A 15,460-nucleotide genomic window follows, 5' to 3' on the forward strand; every position below is an offset into this window, starting at 1 on the left:
CATCGACGCAACGTCGGCGTGTTGTGCCCGACACACTAAGAGCCTTCCGCTCCCAATGTCCAGACCTTTACTCGTACTGCAACACAACTTTTTGCGAAGTCAGCAGAAGTTGTGATCGGGACGCCCCACAAGACGCCCCGATCACCACCTTGTTATCGCTTGTAGATGGTCAATTCGGACATATTGCGGTAGCTGAGGTCCGCGAACTCCAGCGACTGGCCGGGGTTGGCCGTGCCACCGGGCGCGGTGTCCTGCTCCCAGTTGGCGTGGTGGAAGTCCTGCTCCCCGATGACCTCGAAGAACTGCTGGAAGTTGATGTCGCCCTCGCCCAGCGGCGTCATCACGTGCCCGTTCGCCTGCTCCGGCGCGCGGTCACCGTCCTTGGCATGGAAGAGCGGGAAGCGCTTGGTCCGGTTGGCCACGTTGAGGATCGGGTCGAAGATGTCCGTCCTCACCTGGCCCCGGGAGTTCGTGTAGGTGCGGTGCTTGAACCGGGCCACGTAACCCCAGTAGATGTCGAACTCGAAGTAGACGTACTTCGGGTCGGTCTTGGCGAAGAAGTACTCCAGGCGGCGCACGCCGGACGAGGCAGTGGGCCGCCCGTTGGCGTCGAGCGGGCCGGAGTCGAGCAGGAAGCTGTACGCCGCGTCGTGATTGTGCGTGTACAGCCGCATCTTCCGTTCCTTCGCCTGGCGACCCAGCTCGTTCCAGGTGTCCGCGGCGGCATCCCAGTCGGCCTGGTAGGCGCTGTTGGTCGGGTCGGAGCCGGTGCCGATGTTCTTCATGCCAAGCTCTTCGGCGATGTCCAGCTGCTGCTGGAACGTGTCGGCCCGGATCTGCGTGTGCGTGCCGTTGGCCACCAGGCCGTTGTCGTCCAGGATCTTGCGGATCTCGGCCGGCGTGATCTGGCGCCCCAGGATCGAGGTGTGCTGGTTGTAGCCGGCGAACTCGATCTCCTTGTATCCGATCTCGGCGAGCCGGGCGAGGACCCGCTCGAAGCCGTATGGCACGCCGCTGTCGTCGGGCGCCGCGCTGATCCGATCGCGCACGCTGTACAGGATGATGCCGCGGTTCTGGTGCGGGATGAGGGGCTCGACCGTGATCTTCTTGTCACCGAGCGCCGGCGAGCCGGTCTGGAGCACGGGCAGGCCGGCGGCACCGAGCGCCGCGGCCGCGCCGGCCGATGCCTGGAGCAGACGGCGGCGGGTGAGCGCCTTCTTGGACTGTGGCTCGGTCATTGCCTTCTCCACCTTTCTTCGGCGGCCGGGGACCGCCGTCGACGACGAGAGCAGAGGTGATTAGGACGTATGAACGGGAGAGAGGGTGCGGACGACCCAGACCAGCGCCGCCGACGCGCCGGACCTGCGGGAATAGGGGACTCAGAACCGTTTGTGTCTCACGTGTTACGCCTGAGAGCAGACGCTAGCCCCTCGGGGTCGCCGAAAGATAGTCCCCAAAGCAACAAACTTTTGATCGCACGAACGAAAGATTTGCGTAGTGCACGAGAAAGCGCTCTCTACCCGGTCACTTGCACAGCAACTTCGCCATCCTCCGCGAAACGACGAAGAGGCCGAGCGCCATCACCGCCAGCAGGTACGCCACGTCGAGCCAGCCGCTCGCGCCGAGCGTGCCGGTGCTGATGCCGCGCAGCAGCTCGACCGAGCGGTAGAGCGGGGTCACCTCGACGATCCAGCGCAGCACCACCGGGTACGACTCGGCCGGTACGAACGTGCCGGAGAAGAGAAAGAGGGCGAACTGCGCCGAACCCATCAGGTCGAAGTCTTGCCAGCCGCGCATGAACGTGACGACCGCCATGCCCAGCGCGCCGAACGCGAAGCCGACCAGCACCGCCGCCGGGAACGACACCAGCGCCCGCATCGCCGTGGTCAGGTCGAGCGCCACCATCACGACCAGGAACGCGGCCGAGTAGAGCGAGCCGCGCACCATCGCCCAGGCCAGCTCACCGAGCGCGATCTCGAAGGGCTGCACGGGGGTGGCGAGCACCCCGTCGTACAGCTTCATGAACTTCATCTTCCCGAAGAAGTTGAAGGTCTCCGACAGCGCGCCGGACATGGCCGAGGCGGCGAGCATCGCGGGCGCGACGAAGGCGGCGTACTCGATCACCTGCCCGCCGGGCAGCGTGAGGTCGCCGATCAGGCCGCCCACGCCGACACCGATCGCGAGCAGGTAGAGCAACGGCTCGAAGAAGCCCGAGATCATCACGACCCAGTACGCCGACTTGAGCGCGGCGACGTTGCGCTCGGCGACCGACGCCGAACGCCGGCCGGCCCCCTCGAAGCTCAACAGCCGGGGCAGCACCAACGCGACCATTGCTTACCTCTCGTTCACGACTGCGGGGCTCGCAGGCGGGCGTCCGCGACCGCCCACAGACCGTCGAAGCTCACTCCTCGCGCTCACAGTGCTTACCTTTCGTTCGCGACTGCGGGGCTCGCAGGCCGTCGAAGCTCACTCCTCGCGCTCAGTGCTCAGATCACCAAGCGCTTCTTGAACCGGAAGCGGGCGATCGCGTAGCCGCCGGCCGCCCAGATGGCCAGGTAGAGCAGGTGGCCCGGCACCGACCAGTCGGCGGGCACGCCGAGCGTGGCGGCCCGGGACAGGTCGACGCCGTGCCACAGCGGCGACGCGTACGCCAGCCAGCGCAGCCCCACCGGCAGCGACTCCACCGGGAAGAACACGCCGGCGAAGAGCGACATCGGGATCACCGCGAACCGGAAGAGCAGCGCCAGGTAGCTGTCGCTCGTGACCGAGGAACTGTAGGCGAACGTGGGCGCCGCGAAGGCCAGCGCGAGCAGCAGCGACACCGGCAGCACCGCCAGCGCCCACCACGAGTGCACCGCGCCGAACGCGAGCGCCACCAGCAGGAACGCCACCGCGCCGGTCAGCGCCCGGAAGAGCACGTAGAGCAGGTTGCCGCCGAGGATGTCGTCGAGGCGCACCGGTGTGGCGGCCTGCCCCTCGTACGTGCGGACCCAGTTGAAGTTGCTCAGCACCGGCCAGGTCGACTCGAAGAGGGCCACCTGCATGACCGTCGACGCGATCAGCCCGGGGACGATCCAGTCGAGGTAGCGCACGCCGCCGATGCCCCCGTCGACGTACTCCCCCACGCCGAGGCCGAAGCCGAGCACCGTGAGCAGCGGCAGCACGAACGTGGAAAGCGCGCTGCCCCGCCACACTCGCTTGTACGTGACCAGCCAGAACTCAAAGACCGCGGTCATGCCTACCCCGCTCCGTCGCTCGGCGCTCATCCGCCGCTGTGGCCGAGGCCCGTAGCCTCACGACTCCCGCTCATTAGTCGACCAACGTGCGACCGGTCAGGTGGAGGAAGACGTCCTCCAGCGAGCTGCGGCGCACCAGCACGCTGGCCGGCGTGAGCCCGCGGCCGTGCACGTCGGCGACCGCGGCGTCGCCGTCGCCGACGTAGAGCAGGATGCGGTCGGGCAGCACCTCGATCCGCTCGCCGAGGCCGGCCAGCTTGCCGGCGAAATCCTCCTGCGACTCGGCGACGAAGCGCAGCTCCACCACCTCGCGCGTGGAGTAGCGCTCGATCAGCTCGCGCGGTGAGCCCTCGGCCACGATGCGGCCGCCGTCCATCACGACGAGGCGGTCGCAGAGCTGCTCGGCCTCGTCCATGTAGTGCGTGGTGAGCACCAGCGTCACGCCCTGCTGCTTGAGCCGGAACAGCCGCTCCCAAACCAGGTGGCGAGCCTGCGGGTCGAGGCCGGTGGTGGGCTCGTCGAGCAGCACGATGTCGGGCTCGTTGACCAGCGCGCGGGCGATCGTGAGCCGTCGCTTCATGCCGCCGGAGAGGGGCTCGACCTTGCTGCCGGCCCGCTCGGCGAGCTGGACGAAGTCGAGCAGCTCGGCGGCGCGCTCGCGGGCGACCCGGCGCGGGATGCCGAAGTAGCGCGCGTAGGTGGTCAGATTTTCCCGGACGGTCAGCTCGGGGTCGAGGTTGTCGAGCTGGGGGCAGACGCCGAGCCGGGCGCGGATGGCCGGACCCTCACGCGTCGGATCCTTGCCGAGGATCCGCAGCGTGCCGCCGGTCGGTGGGGAGACGCAGCCGATCATGCGCATCGTCGAGCTCTTGCCGGCGCCGTTGGGCCCCAGGAAGCCGAACGCCTCCCCCGGCTGCACGTCGACGTCGATGCCATCGACGGCCGTGAAGTCGCCGAACCGCTTCACCAGCCCCCGCGCTTGGATGAGTGGTTGGACTGTAGCCACGCCGGCACCCTAAACCCGCCCTGTGACAACCTCCCAGCCGTTTTTCGAAGACTTTTGATGTCTTCGGAGAAAGTTCCCTCGGTATCGAACAAACTTTGCGCTATCTTGGCCGAATGGTTGGAGTGTGGCCCGACAATCAGCACCAGGCGGCGGTCCTTCGTCTCCTGCGCGACGGCGGGCCCCGCTCCCGCGCCGAGCTCGTCGACGCGGTGGGCCTGTCCCGGTCCAAGCTGGCGGTGGAGATCGACCGGCTCATCGACCGCGGCCTGGTCGACACCGCCGGACCCGCCGCCTCCCGGGGCGGGCGGCGCTCGTCGGTCGTCCGGATCGCCGCGGCGACCCGCTTCCTCGGCATCGACATCGGCGCGACCACACTCGACCTCGCGGTCACCGACGGTGAGATGCGCATCCTCGGACGGGTCACCGAGCGCACCGACCTGCGCAAGGGGCCGGTGGCCGTGATCGGCCAGGCACTCGAGCTGATCAACAAGCTGCGCGTGGAGACCGTCACCACGCGGTTCACCGGCGCTGGCGTGGGCATCCCCGGGCCGGTCAGCTTTCGCGAGGGCATGCCGGTGTCGCCGCCGTTCATGCCGGGGTGGCACCGGTTTCCGGTACGCGAGACGCTGGCCGCCGAGCTGAGCTGCCCGGTGCTCGTCGACAACGACGTCAACATCATGGCGCTCGGCGAGATGCACGCCGGGATCGCCCGCTCGTTCGAAGACTTCCTGTTCGTCAAGATCGGCGCGGGCATCGGATGCGGCATCGTCGCCGCCGGCGAGGTCTACCGGGGCGCCACCGGCAGCGCCGGCGACATCGGCCACACCTCCGTCGACCACAACGGGCCGGTCTGCGTGTGCGGCAACACCGGCTGCCTGGAGGCGTTCTTCGGCGGGGCGGCGCTGACCCGGGACGCACTTGCCGCCGCCCGCTCCGGCCGCTCCCCCCACCTCGCCGACCGCCTGCGCGAGCACGGCTCGGTCGGCCCGGTCGACGTCTCGACGGCCGCCGCGGACGGCGATCCGTACGCGATGGGCATGGTCCGCGACGGCGCCCGCCGGGTCGGGCAGGTGCTCGCCGGGCTGGTGAGCTTCTTCAACCCCGGCCTGGTCGTGATCGGCGGCGGGGTCGCGGGCATCGGTCACGCGCTGCTCGCCGAGATCCGCTCGGTGGTCTACCGCTCGTCGCTCCCCCTCGCCACCGGCGACATGCCGATCGCGCTCTCGGAGATGGGCGACGAGGCCGGCCTGGTCGGCGCGGCCCGCATGATCAGTGACCACATCTGCCACGACTCGGGCGTACGCCACGCCGTGCGCATGGCCTGACCCGCCAGCGCGATCAGTCTGGCGTCGATGTCGCCTGCGCGGCCGCGACCAGCTCGTCGACCACCGCCTCGTCCGGCGGCGTGCCAGGGTCGTAGCGGACCGTCCAGGTCAGGCCGTCGACGCCGCTCACCCGCCGCGCCACGACCCGCACTCCCCCGCCCTCGGGCAGCGGGTGATGTTCGGTGTACGCCACCGAGCGGGTCACCCGCGTGCGCACCTGGTCTGGCACCTCGCGCGGCTCGAGCAGCAGCGTGGAGAGGATCGGCTGGTCGGCGACGAGGGCGTACCCGGGGCGCTCGCCCACCACCGCCGCGGGCGTGACCACCAGCTCGCGCCCCGACCAGACCGCCTTGTGGATCTCGTGCCAGCCGAGCCGGTGCAGCCCGGGCAGCCACAGGCCCCGGTTGGTCGCCACCACCACACTGCCGGCGGCGGCGGTCGCCCACGCCACGATCCGCTCGTCGGACTCCAGCGCCGGGCGCCGGTCGGCGGGGAGCTTGGGCTTGCGCCGGAAGAGAGCCATCAGAGTCCACCAACCGCCTGCTCGCGCAGCGCCCGGGCGTGCTGCTCCAGCGAAAAGAGTTCCCCGGCGAGCGCGAGGTACTCGTCTTTGTTGGTCACCGGGTTGACCCGCTGCACCTTCGACTTCAGCTCACGAACCCGGGTCGCCACCGAGCCGTGCTGGAGGCGGGCGAGCGTGACCGAGACGTAGCGCGGGTCGGGCTCCCCGTCGATCCGCAGCGGCTCGACCGCCAGCTCGCCGACGAGCGCCTTCCCGGCGAGGTCGGCGCACTCGTCGCGTACCCCCTCGATCCAGACGGCCCCGGCCACCGCGGACGCCGCACCGCCCGCGGCGGTGATGGCCTCGCGGATCGCCATGTGTACCGGATGGCGGTAGACCTCGGCGTCCAGCGCGTCGAACATCGGCCCGGCCAGCGCCGGCATCTGCAGGGCCAGCTTCAGGCACTCCCGCTCGACCATCACCTGTGGACTGTCTACAGAGGACTCCACCGGCGCCGGGCGCCCCGGCGCGGGCTCGGCCCGTCCCGAGGCGGCCGCCACCGCGCGCTGCACCGGCTCGATCTCCATGCCGAGGTCGCCGGCGAGCTTGCGGACGTACTCGGGGCGCTTTTCCCGGTCTTTGATCTTCGCCACCAGCGGCGCGGCCCGGCGCATCGCGTCGACCCGGCCCTCCACGGTGTCGAGGTCGTGGCGGGAGAGCACCTGCCGCAGCGCGAAGTCGACCAGCGGCTCGCGCCGCGCGACCAGGTCACGCACGGCCAGGTCGCCCTTGGCGAGGCGCAGGTCGCAGGGGTCCATGCTGTCCGGCGACACCGCGATGAACGTGCGCCCGACGAACTTCTGGTCTTCCTCGAACGCGCGCAGCGCCGCCTTCTGCCCCGCCGCGTCACCGTCGAACGTGAAAATAATCTCGCCGGTGAAGCCGTCGGTGTCCATCAGCAGCCGCCGCAGCACGCCGATGTGGTCGCTGCCGAACGAGGTGCCGCAGGTCGCCACCGCCGTGGGGACGTCGGCGAGGTGGCAGGCCATCACGTCGGTGTACCCCTCGACGATCACCACCCGCCCCTGCTTGGCGATCTCCCGCTTGGCCTGGTCGACCCCGTAGAGCACATGCGACTTCTTGTAGATCGGCGTCTCGGGTGTGTTGAGGTATTTCGGGCCGTCATCCTGGTCGAAGAGCTTGCGCGCGCCGAAGCCGATCACGTCTCCGGTGAGGTCTTTGATCGGCCACAGCAGCCGCCCCCGGAAGCGGTCGATGAGCGAACCGGAGCGCGCCTCCCGCGCGAGCCCCGCCGTGATCAGCTCCTGCGGGCTGAAGCCCTTTTGCCGGAGGTGCTTGGCGAGGTGGTCCCAGGCGTCGGGGGCGAAGCCACAGCCGTACTGCTGGGCGGTCGCCCGGTCGAAGCCCCGCTCGGCCAGGAACTCACGCGCCTTCTGCGCGCCCGCCGTGCCGAGCTGCTCCGCGTAGAACTCGGCCGCCGCCACGTGCGCCGCCACCAGACGCTGCCGCTGCCCCTGCTGCTGACGCACCGGCGCCGGCCCGGCCTCGATGTAGCGCAGCTGGATGGCGGCCCGCCCGGCCAGCCGCTCGACCGCCTCCACGAACGAGAGGTGGTCGATGTCCATCAGGAACTTGATGGCGTCGCCGCCCTGCCCACAGCCATGGCAGTTACCCGTGAGGATGTTGTCTTCGAGTACGAACGCGTGGGTCTTGTCGACGACAGGGCAGAAGACCTCCTCGACCTCCCCCAGGTCTTCGACCTGCTCGACGACCCAACCCCGCCGCTCGAACGCCTTACGATGCGCCAGGAAGCGCTCGCGGTGGGCCGCGAGGAGGAAGAAGTCCTCCGGCAGATCCGAACCCATGAGCGTCAGGCGATAGACCGGCCCCTTGTAGCCGGATTCACCGTTTGCCCTGAGCACGTCCTTGAATCCGGTTCGGATGTACTCACGGATACCGTACGTGCCCACGCCGATACGGGTGCACAGATCCCGGACGAACTCCAGGTGTTGCCGTGATGTCGAGTTGAGTGAAATGCAGCCGTCGGCCGCGACGTCTCCATCCGCCGCGAAGTATCCCGCGAGCCAGCCGAACAGATAGGAGAGGCTCTCTCCGAGGGGCGGCAACTCCGCCTTGAAGTAGGCGGGCAGGTTCGTCACGGCGAGGCCGCCCGCCCGCTGGTACGTGTGGCTGAGCGGGAACCACTTCAGCAGTTCTCGGTCTTTGTCGCCGTAGAGGAGCGCCACGCTCCCTCCGCCGAACAATGTGCCGTCGCCGAACACTATCCCCCGGGCCACTCCGTACGGCGACGGCCGCAGTTCGTGGCCCCCATCTCGAGTACGCAGCGACCGCGGGTACGCGTGGGCGAGGCGATCGCCAGGGCGCAGGTCTGCCGTCGTCCGCTCGACGTGCCGGCGGCGCCCCTGCCCCCCGCGCACGAACCACCGGTGGTTGGTGGTGGTGCGGATGGTTTTCTTCAGACCGTTTCGTGAGAGATGCAACCGAACCACGGGCTGCTCGCCGAACGAGTAGAAGGGCGCCTCCACCCACCGCCCGCCCGTCGTCAGCACCCGGTGCGACGCGCCCGCCAGGTCGCGGATCTCGCGGACCCCGTCCGCCGTCAGTACGCGGGTGTCTCCAGCCAGGCAGAAGTACACGTTTCGCCCGGGGGCCACGGTGAACGACGCGGTCTTCTCATCGTGAAACGGGCACAACCCCTTGAGGTTGCCGCCGCCGGCCGTCTTGAGCGTCACGTGCTCGGAAATGACGTCGGCGATCGCCGTGCGCTCGCGGACCAGCGCGATGTCCTCGTCTCGGATGCGGCCAGCCATGACGTACATCCTGCCTCACCCATCGCGGCGGCCGCCGCCTCCCTCTCGCGTGCGCACGCGAGGCGCCGCGATCGTCAGGTAGGACGGCGGCGGGCCAGCACGCGCAGGCCGGCCCCGCCGCCCACCAGCGCGGCGCCCACCGCCACGAACGCGCCGATCGCCAGCCCGGTGCGAGGCAGGTCACCGCCGGGGTTGGCGGGAGGTGTGGGCGAGGCGGTCGGGGACGGGGACGGGCTGGGCGAAGCCGACGGTGTCGCGCGCGGGCCGATCGACACCTGGATCTCGACCTCGGCCGGGCTCGGGTCCATCGCTGCGGGCGCGCCGACCGCGAACAGTGCCACGGCCGCCAGCACCAGGCCGCGGGTCTTCGCACCGGCCTCGGCCGGGATCGGGTCGAAGGTGACCGGCAGGTCGTCGCGCCGGGCGCGGCGGCGGCGCCAGAGCCACAACACGAGTACCGCGGCGGCGGCCACCAGCACGACGACGATGAGCCATGGGACCGCCCACAGCGAGTGAGACTGACTCATCGACGGAAGCGTCTGGGCGGTGGTCTGCGGATTGACGGTCACCTCGGCGGTGAGGCGCCCGGCCGGGAAGACCCCCTCGAGCGTGCGGGTGATCCGCACCTCCGAGTCGGGCAGCAACTCGGGGATGTCGATCATCTCGGTGTGCGCCACGCGTACGCCGAGTGGACCCCTGACCTGGATGCGCGCCTTGCCGGAGAAGCGGACGTTGCCGTCGTTGGCGACCCGGTACGTCACGGTCATGTCGCCGCCGCCGAAGGGTACGGCCGGGTTGTCGTAACGGACGTCGACCGAGGTGATCAGCGCCACGGGCTGCACCGGGCCGTCGACGCGCAGGTAGACGCGGGCGGCCACGCGCCGTTCGACGTTGACCTGCTGGCCCTCGGCGTTGGTGGTGGTCTCGGTGGCGGAGGCGATCAGGCCGCCGATGTGGTCGCCCGGCTCGGCGTTCGCGGGGATCTTCAGTTTGAACGGGATGTCCACGCGCTTGCCCACCGGCACCGTGTACTCCCGACCGGGCAGCGAGATCCAGGCGCCCACGTCCTTGGGTCGCTCGCTCGCCGGCAGCAGCGCGAAGCCGCCGTCGGCCGCGTTGAAGGCGTCCGTGCCGTACACGTTGATTTTCAGCGGTTTGCGGCCCAGGTTGCTCACCGCGAGCCAGTCGGCGACCTCCTCGCCGGGCTTGAGGCCGTACTCGAAGCGGCTCCGCACCGTCGGCCCCGTCGAGCTGGACGGCAGCACGCTCCACCGGTAGTCGTCCCCGGGCGCCTCCCGTACCGGCGTCGCGGGCAGCGCCTGTGCGGCCGCGGACGGGGAGGCGGCCGCGACGGTGGGCGGGAGGCCGGCCGCGACCACGGCCACGGCGGCGAGCAGAAGCCCGGCGCGGAGTGAACGCCGGGTGCGAGCGGGGCGGGCAGGGCTCATGGCGTGGGCTCCTCGACGGGGTCCGGATGCAGGCAGGCGGCGGAGGCGCCGCAGGCTCGCGCCCACGGCACCTCCGCCTCTGTCGACCCGTTGGCCGGGCGTGACCGGGTTCCGGTCAGGCAAGCGTCAGGGTCAGGGTCGCGGCGTAGCCGCCCGGCGTGGCGGTGTCCGGCACCGACAGGGTCAGGCCGGCGCCGCAGGAGAACACGCCGGCGCTGCTCGCCGCGGCGGCCGAGCAGAGGGTGCGGGTCGCACCGAGGTCGGCCGAGGTGCCCGCGCTGACCGAACCCGAACCGCTGGTCTTGCTCGCCGTGGGGGCCCAGGTCAGGTTCGCGGCCCCGATCGGGGTCGTGGCCGGCGTGGTGTTGAAGTCCTCCAGCTGGCCGGTCAGGTCCCAGCCGGCGTTGCTGCCGCGCAGGTCGGTGACCGTCGCCGACTGAAGGTCGCCGGTCGCGCTGCCACCGACGGTGCCGCCCGCGAGGAGCGCCTGGTTGCCGGCGACCGCCAGGCTGAACGCGCCCGGCGTGACGTCCGCGACGATCTCCTGCTGGCCCGACGGCCCGTCACCGGGCTCCACCGTGACGGACTGTGCCGACGAGGCGGAGGGCTGGAACGCCGAGGCGTTGGCCGGTACGAAGCTCGCCGTGATCGAGTGGGTCCCGATCGGCAGCGACGTCGTGGTGAGCGTGGCCGAGCCGCTGGCGACCGGGGCCGAACCGATCACGGTGCCGGCGCCCCGGCGGAACTCGACCGTGCCCGTCGCGGCGGCCGGGGTCACGGTCGCCGTGAGGGTGACCTCGGCGCCGGACTCGACCGGGCCGGCCGGCGCGATGGCGAGGTCGGTCGCCGTGGCCTCCGCCACCGGTCCGGTGTCGACCCGCCAGTTCGAGCCCTCGACCACGATCGGGAGCTGGAACTCGTCGGCGTGCCGGCCCGCGGTGAGGCTGAAGCACTCGATGATGATCAGGTAGTTGCCCGGGGCCGGCGTCGCGCCCAGCGCCGTGGCGAACGAGCGGTTCGGCTCGATCGTCACGTCGGCCTGGTCGAACCCGCCGCCGCCCAGCGGGCGGCCGAGGTTCTGGTACGGACCACCGACCGGACCGACCCGGAGACCGGCGTTCTCCCCGTACCCGGTCGGGCACGGGTCCGCGGACGTCGCCGACGTGAACATCGGGTTGGCGTCGACGGTGCCATTGGTCTCTGTCAGCGTGATCGTGCCGAGCGACGCCGCCTGCGCGGGCGACGCGACCGCCACGAGTACGCCCGCCGACATGACGGTCGCACCGAGCAGCGCGCCAACGCGGGCGAACATGCGCTTGCTCATGAATCACTTCCTCTCGCTGAGGATGATGCTCAGGCCAGGTCCTGGTGACCCGGCCGGCCATCAGGCTCTCCAGGAGCCGTGACCCGGTAGGCAGGCCAACGTCTCCGCCGAACGTGCGGAAGGCGAATTCTCGGTGCCCGTTCATCGGGCGAAGGGTCCGGAGGACACACTCGGGGTACTACCGGGGGATCAGCCGAAACGCCCGTGCACATAGTCGGACGTACGCGGGTCCTGCGGATGGTCGAACATCGCCGCCGTCGGGCCGTGCTCGACGATGACGCCGGGCGTGCCCTGCGAGGCGAGGAAGAACGCGCACAGGTCGGATACGCGCGCCGCCTGTTGCATGTTGTGCGTGACGATCACGATGGTCACTTCGTGCACGAGCTCGGCGATGGTCTCTTCGATGCGCCGCGTCGAGGTCGGGTCGAGCGCGGAGCACGGCTCGTCCATCAGGAGCACGCGCGGGCGTACGGCCAGCGAACGCGCGATGCAGAGCCGCTGCTGCTGCCCGCCGGAGAGCGCGCCGCCGGGCTGGCGCAGCCGGTCGCGCACCTCCTTCCACAGTCCCGCCTTCGTCAGCGTCTCCTCGACCAGGTCGTCCCGCTCCCGGCGGCTGACGCGCGTGCCGGTGAGCTTGAGCCCGGCGACCACGTTGTCGTAGATGGACATCGCGGGAAAGGGGTTCGGCTTCTGGAAGACCATGCCGACCTGCCGCCGCGCGTCGGTGATGCGGCGGTCGGCGGAGTAGAGGTCGCGCCCGTCGAGCAGCACCTTCCCGGCCAGTGACGCGCTCGGCACCAGCTCGTGCATCCGGTTCAGGATGCGCAGGAACGTCGACTTGCCACAGCCGGACGGCCCGATCAGCGCGGTCACCTTGCCCGCCGGCATGGTCAGCGAGACTCGGTCGAGCACCTTGTGCTCGCCGAACCAGGCGGAGATGGACCGCGCGTCCAACGACGCCAGGCCGGTGGCGTCCGGCACGGGCACGGGGGCCTTGCCGGAGACCGGCGGGGCCAGGTCGACGAGGGTCGAGTCGTCGAGCTTGGTCACGGCACAATCCTTTCTGGACTGTCGCTGGGGCCGATATGGTGGATCTTGTGCGTGCGAGCCGCAGCCCTGCGAAGATCCATCAGACCGGCCCTAGAGGAGGTTGGGCAGCAGCCGGGCGGCCTGGTCGGCGATGGCGAGCCCGAGGGCGAGGATCACCGGCGCGCCGACGATCCACGCCTGCCAGCCGCCCCACCGGGCCCTCAGGTAGGTGACCCCGAGCGTGGCGAGCAGCAGGCCCTGGCTCCAGAGCAGGAGCGGGGTCCACGCGCCCGCGTCGGTCGCCATCGCGGCGTCGGCCGGAGGCAGCGACGCGGCCCCGAACCGGCGGGCCGGCGCCGGCTTCGCCTCGGTGACCAGCTCCGCGTCGACGCGCAGCACGTCACGGGGTACGTAGAGGCTGCCGTCGGCGGTCACCAGCGTGAGCCGCCCCTTGCCGGCATCCAGCGGGGGCGGGGCCGGCTCGCCCGGGCGGCGCAGCCCGACGACCCGGTACGTGTGCTCGCCCTGCCCGGTGGTCACGATGACGGCGTCGCCGGGCAACAGCAGGTCCAGGTCGCGGAACGGGCCGCCGTACGCCGCCCGCCGTCCCATCACGACAGACGTGCCGGGCTGTCCAGGTAGGACGCTGTCGCGCCGGTGCCCCGGACCCTGCCGCAGCACGTCGCCGCTGGAGCCCTCGAAAACGACCGTGCTCAGCCCCACGGCGGGAATCCGGAGCACCGCCACCGGCGTCCCGGGGCCGACGACGCTCTCGCGGCCTTGTTCGGCGCCGTCCTCGTACTCCACTGTGGTCTGGCCGACCGGGGCGGTGCCGCGGGCCAGCTCGGCGCGGAAGTCCGCGAACGCGGTCTGCTGGTTGCGCGCGTACTGCAACTGGGAGAGCAGCGTCAGGTGCACCACGAAGCCCAGCGCCACCGCGGCGAGGATGCTCAGCGCGATCCCTGGTACCTGTAGCGCGGCGCGGACCGCCGGAGACGCGGGCGGCGGTGGCGGCGCCGCCGGCTCGCGAGGCGGGCTCGCGGCCGGCGACGGGCGCTCGATCGTGACGGTCATTCCCGCTCGTCCGGCCAGGCGACCGGCTCGGGCTCCGGCTTGCGGCGGCGGGTCACCAGCATCGCGCCGGCGCCGAGGCCGATCAGCGCGAGCCCGGAGGCCCCGATGGCGACGAGCGGCGCGCCGGTGCTGGCCAGCGAGCCCCCACCGCCCCCGTTCCCGTCTGCGTCACCGTCGCCGTTTCCATCGCCATCGCCGTCACCATCGCCGTCGCCGTCCTCCGCGGTGATCTCGACGGTGACCGTGTTGGACGTGGACGAGGTGTAGGCGGTGGCGTCGGCGGGCGTGAAGACCGCGGTCAGCGCGTACGTGCCGACCACGTCGGCGACGAGGATGAGGATGGCGGTGCCGCTGGCGACGGTCACCGGGTCGCCGATCTGCGCCGTGCCGAGGCGAAACGTCACGGTGCCGGTGGCGGCCGACGGCGCGACCGTCGCGGCCAGCGTCAGCTCGGCCCCTTCCACCTGTGGCGACTCCGGGGTCACCGCCAGGGTCGTGGTGGTCTCCCGCGGACCGCTGGGCGCGGCGCCGACCTGGTAGCCGCCCAGCCCGTCGCTCGACTCCCCGTACGCCTCCGGGTCGTCCGGCACGAACCGCGCCTCGAAGTCGTACCGCCCGTCGGCGAGGCCGGTGACCTCGGTCCGCGCGGCGCCGGCGGCCAGCGGTACGGTCGCGATGTCGGTCCACGCCGCGCCCGCCTCGGGCCGCTGGCGAAACGTCACCGCGCCGGCCGGCGGCTGCTCCTCGCCCGTGGCCGCCACGGTCGCCGCGAGAGTGATCGCCGAGCCGGTCGGCGCCGGCGAGGCCGGGTCCGCCGACAGCGTGGTGGTCGTGGGCTTGCCGCCGGTGAAGACCGTGACCTCGACCGGGTCCGATGTGGACGCGAGGAAGGCCGCCGGGTCGCTGGGCGTGAAGCGTGCGGTCAGCGCGTACGTGATCTGCGTGCTCACCAGCGGCAGGATCACGCCGGGCAGGGCCGCCGTCCCGTCCGCGCCGACCGGCACGGGCTCGCCGAGGTCCTCGGTCACGCCGCCGGCCGTACGGCGGAAGAGCACGCTGCCCGCGGCCGCCGGCGTCACCGTGGCGGTCAGCGTGACCGGCGTCTCCGGCGCGATCGAGCCGCCCGGCTCGGCGGTCAGCGTGGTCCGCGTCTCCTGCGCGGTGCCGCAACTGGTGCCGACCTGCCAGGTCGTACCACAGACCACGATCTCGAGCTGGAACTCGTCGACGTGCCGGCCCGCGGTGAGGCTGAAGCACTCGATGATGATCAGGTACACGCCGTCGGTGGGCGCGGCGCCGAGGGCGGTGGTCAGCGACCGGTTCGCCTCGATCGTCACCGGCGCCTGGTCAAAGCCGCCGCCACCGAGCGGGCGGCCGAGGTTCTGGTACGCGCCACCGGGGCGGCCGACCCGCAGCCCGGCGTTCTCGCCGTAGGTGGCCGGGCAGGCCGCCGCCGAGGTGGCGGATGTGAACATCGGGTTGTCGTCGACTGCTCCGCCCTGCTCGGTCAGGGTGACCGTGCCGAGGGACGCGGCCAGTGCCGGCGTGGCCGAACCGACGAGCACACCGGCCGCCAGGATGCCGCTGGACAGGAGGGCCGCCAAGGCCAGCGCGAGCCAGGAGCGACGCCGTTGCCCGCTCATATCGTCGATTCCTCCATCTGG

At 71.2% G+C, this 15,460-nt stretch carries 12 protein-coding genes and 1 pseudogene; 1 reads left to right on the top strand and 12 read right to left on the bottom strand.

Features of this window, described 5'->3' with window-relative positions:
- Positions 1–152: 152 nt before the first annotated feature.
- The 4 genes from ACFFIA_RS33385 to ACFFIA_RS33400 form a co-directional block, all read right to left on the bottom strand.
- The gene (locus ACFFIA_RS33385; protein WP_377258776.1) at positions 153–1,238 is read right to left on the bottom strand and encodes a sugar phosphate isomerase/epimerase family protein; all 1,086 of its coding nucleotides are present in this window, start codon (positions 1,236–1,238) and stop codon (positions 153–155) included.
- A 286-nt stretch (positions 1,239–1,524) separates the two neighbouring features.
- Positions 1,525–2,331, bottom strand: a complete 807-nt coding sequence (locus ACFFIA_RS33390) for an ABC transporter permease (protein ID WP_377258779.1) — start codon at positions 2,329–2,331, stop codon at positions 1,525–1,527.
- A gap of 155 nt (positions 2,332–2,486) precedes the next feature.
- Positions 2,487–3,236 (bottom strand): ABC transporter permease, encoded by a 750-nt coding sequence (locus tag ACFFIA_RS33395; RefSeq protein ID WP_377258782.1) that lies wholly within the window; start codon positions 3,234–3,236, stop codon positions 2,487–2,489.
- A gap of 73 nt (positions 3,237–3,309) precedes the next feature.
- Positions 3,310–4,242, bottom strand: coding sequence for an ABC transporter ATP-binding protein (locus ACFFIA_RS33400; protein ID WP_377258785.1), 933 nt, complete (start codon positions 4,240–4,242; stop codon positions 3,310–3,312).
- A gap of 113 nt (positions 4,243–4,355) precedes the next feature.
- Between ACFFIA_RS33400 and ACFFIA_RS33405 the strand changes: the two genes are divergently transcribed.
- Complete coding sequence (locus tag ACFFIA_RS33405; RefSeq protein ID WP_377258787.1) at positions 4,356–5,567, top strand: ROK family transcriptional regulator; 1,212 nt, start codon at positions 4,356–4,358, stop codon at positions 5,565–5,567.
- Positions 5,568–5,580: 13 nt separating this feature from the next.
- On the opposite strand, the gene ACFFIA_RS33410 is transcribed toward ACFFIA_RS33405, so the two are convergent.
- The 8 genes and pseudogenes from ACFFIA_RS33410 to ACFFIA_RS33450 all read right to left on the bottom strand — a co-directional run bounded on the left by ACFFIA_RS33410 (position 5,581) and on the right by ACFFIA_RS33450 (position 15,439).
- Complete coding sequence (locus ACFFIA_RS33410) at positions 5,581–6,090, bottom strand: hypothetical protein (RefSeq protein WP_377258790.1); 510 nt, start codon at positions 6,088–6,090, stop codon at positions 5,581–5,583.
- Complete coding sequence (gene dnaG / locus ACFFIA_RS42630; protein ID WP_512700732.1) at positions 6,090–6,548, bottom strand: DNA primase; 459 nt, start codon at positions 6,546–6,548, stop codon at positions 6,090–6,092. The genes ACFFIA_RS33410 and dnaG (ACFFIA_RS42630) overlap by 1 nt, the downstream gene beginning before the upstream one ends.
- A 74-nt stretch (positions 6,549–6,622) precedes the next feature.
- Positions 6,623–8,930 (bottom strand): annotated as a pseudogene (dnaG, locus tag ACFFIA_RS42635) (DNA primase); the annotation flags it as partial.
- 65 nt (positions 8,931–8,995) lie between these two features.
- On the bottom strand, positions 8,996–10,369 hold the full coding sequence (locus tag ACFFIA_RS33430; protein WP_377258793.1) for a DUF916 domain-containing protein: 1,374 nt from the start codon (positions 10,367–10,369) through the stop codon (positions 8,996–8,998).
- Positions 10,370–10,484: 115 nt separating this feature from the next.
- On the bottom strand, positions 10,485–11,693 hold the full coding sequence (locus tag ACFFIA_RS33435) for an Ig-like domain-containing protein (RefSeq protein ID WP_377258796.1): 1,209 nt from the start codon (positions 11,691–11,693) through the stop codon (positions 10,485–10,487).
- A gap of 189 nt (positions 11,694–11,882) precedes the next feature.
- Complete coding sequence (locus tag ACFFIA_RS33440) at positions 11,883–12,680, bottom strand: phosphate ABC transporter ATP-binding protein (RefSeq protein ID WP_446686991.1); 798 nt, start codon at positions 12,678–12,680, stop codon at positions 11,883–11,885.
- A gap of 153 nt (positions 12,681–12,833) precedes the next feature.
- Positions 12,834–13,796: a sortase gene (locus ACFFIA_RS33445; RefSeq protein WP_377258798.1), complete on the bottom strand. Its 963-nt coding sequence runs from the start codon at positions 13,794–13,796 to the stop codon at positions 12,834–12,836.
- The gene (locus ACFFIA_RS33450; protein ID WP_377258800.1) at positions 13,793–15,439 is read right to left on the bottom strand and encodes an Ig-like domain repeat protein; all 1,647 of its coding nucleotides are present in this window, start codon (positions 15,437–15,439) and stop codon (positions 13,793–13,795) included. Before ACFFIA_RS33450 ends, ACFFIA_RS33445 begins: the two co-directional genes overlap by 4 nt.
- Positions 15,440–15,460 lie beyond the last annotated feature (21 nt).

The sequence above is a fragment of the Phytohabitans kaempferiae genome (genome assembly GCF_042433955.1).
In the GTDB taxonomy this organism is placed as follows: Bacteria; Actinomycetota; Actinomycetes; order Mycobacteriales; family Micromonosporaceae; genus Phytohabitans; species Phytohabitans kaempferiae.

Coding starts and splice junctions, on each gene's coding strand:
- ACFFIA_RS33405 (WP_377258787.1), top strand. CDS start 4,356: ATGGTTGGAGTGTGGCCCGACAATCAGCACCAGGCGGCGGTCCTTCGT.
- ACFFIA_RS33445 (WP_377258798.1), bottom strand. CDS start 13,796: ATGACCGTCACGATCGAGCGCCCGTCGCCGGCCGCGAGCCCGCCTCGC.
- ACFFIA_RS33430 (WP_377258793.1), bottom strand. CDS start 10,369: ATGAGCCCTGCCCGCCCCGCTCGCACCCGGCGTTCACTCCGCGCCGGG.
- ACFFIA_RS33390 (WP_377258779.1), bottom strand. CDS start 2,331: ATGGTCGCGTTGGTGCTGCCCCGGCTGTTGAGCTTCGAGGGGGCCGGC.
- dnaG (WP_512700732.1), bottom strand. CDS start 6,548: ATGGTCGAGCGGGAGTGCCTGAAGCTGGCCCTGCAGATGCCGGCGCTG.
- ACFFIA_RS33395 (WP_377258782.1), bottom strand. CDS start 3,236: ATGACCGCGGTCTTTGAGTTCTGGCTGGTCACGTACAAGCGAGTGTGG.
- ACFFIA_RS33450 (WP_377258800.1), bottom strand. CDS start 15,439: ATGAGCGGGCAACGGCGTCGCTCCTGGCTCGCGCTGGCCTTGGCGGCC.
- ACFFIA_RS33410 (WP_377258790.1), bottom strand. CDS start 6,090: ATGGCTCTCTTCCGGCGCAAGCCCAAGCTCCCCGCCGACCGGCGCCCG.
- ACFFIA_RS33435 (WP_377258796.1), bottom strand. CDS start 11,693: ATGAGCAAGCGCATGTTCGCCCGCGTTGGCGCGCTGCTCGGTGCGACC.
- ACFFIA_RS33385 (WP_377258776.1), bottom strand. CDS start 1,238: ATGACCGAGCCACAGTCCAAGAAGGCGCTCACCCGCCGCCGTCTGCTC.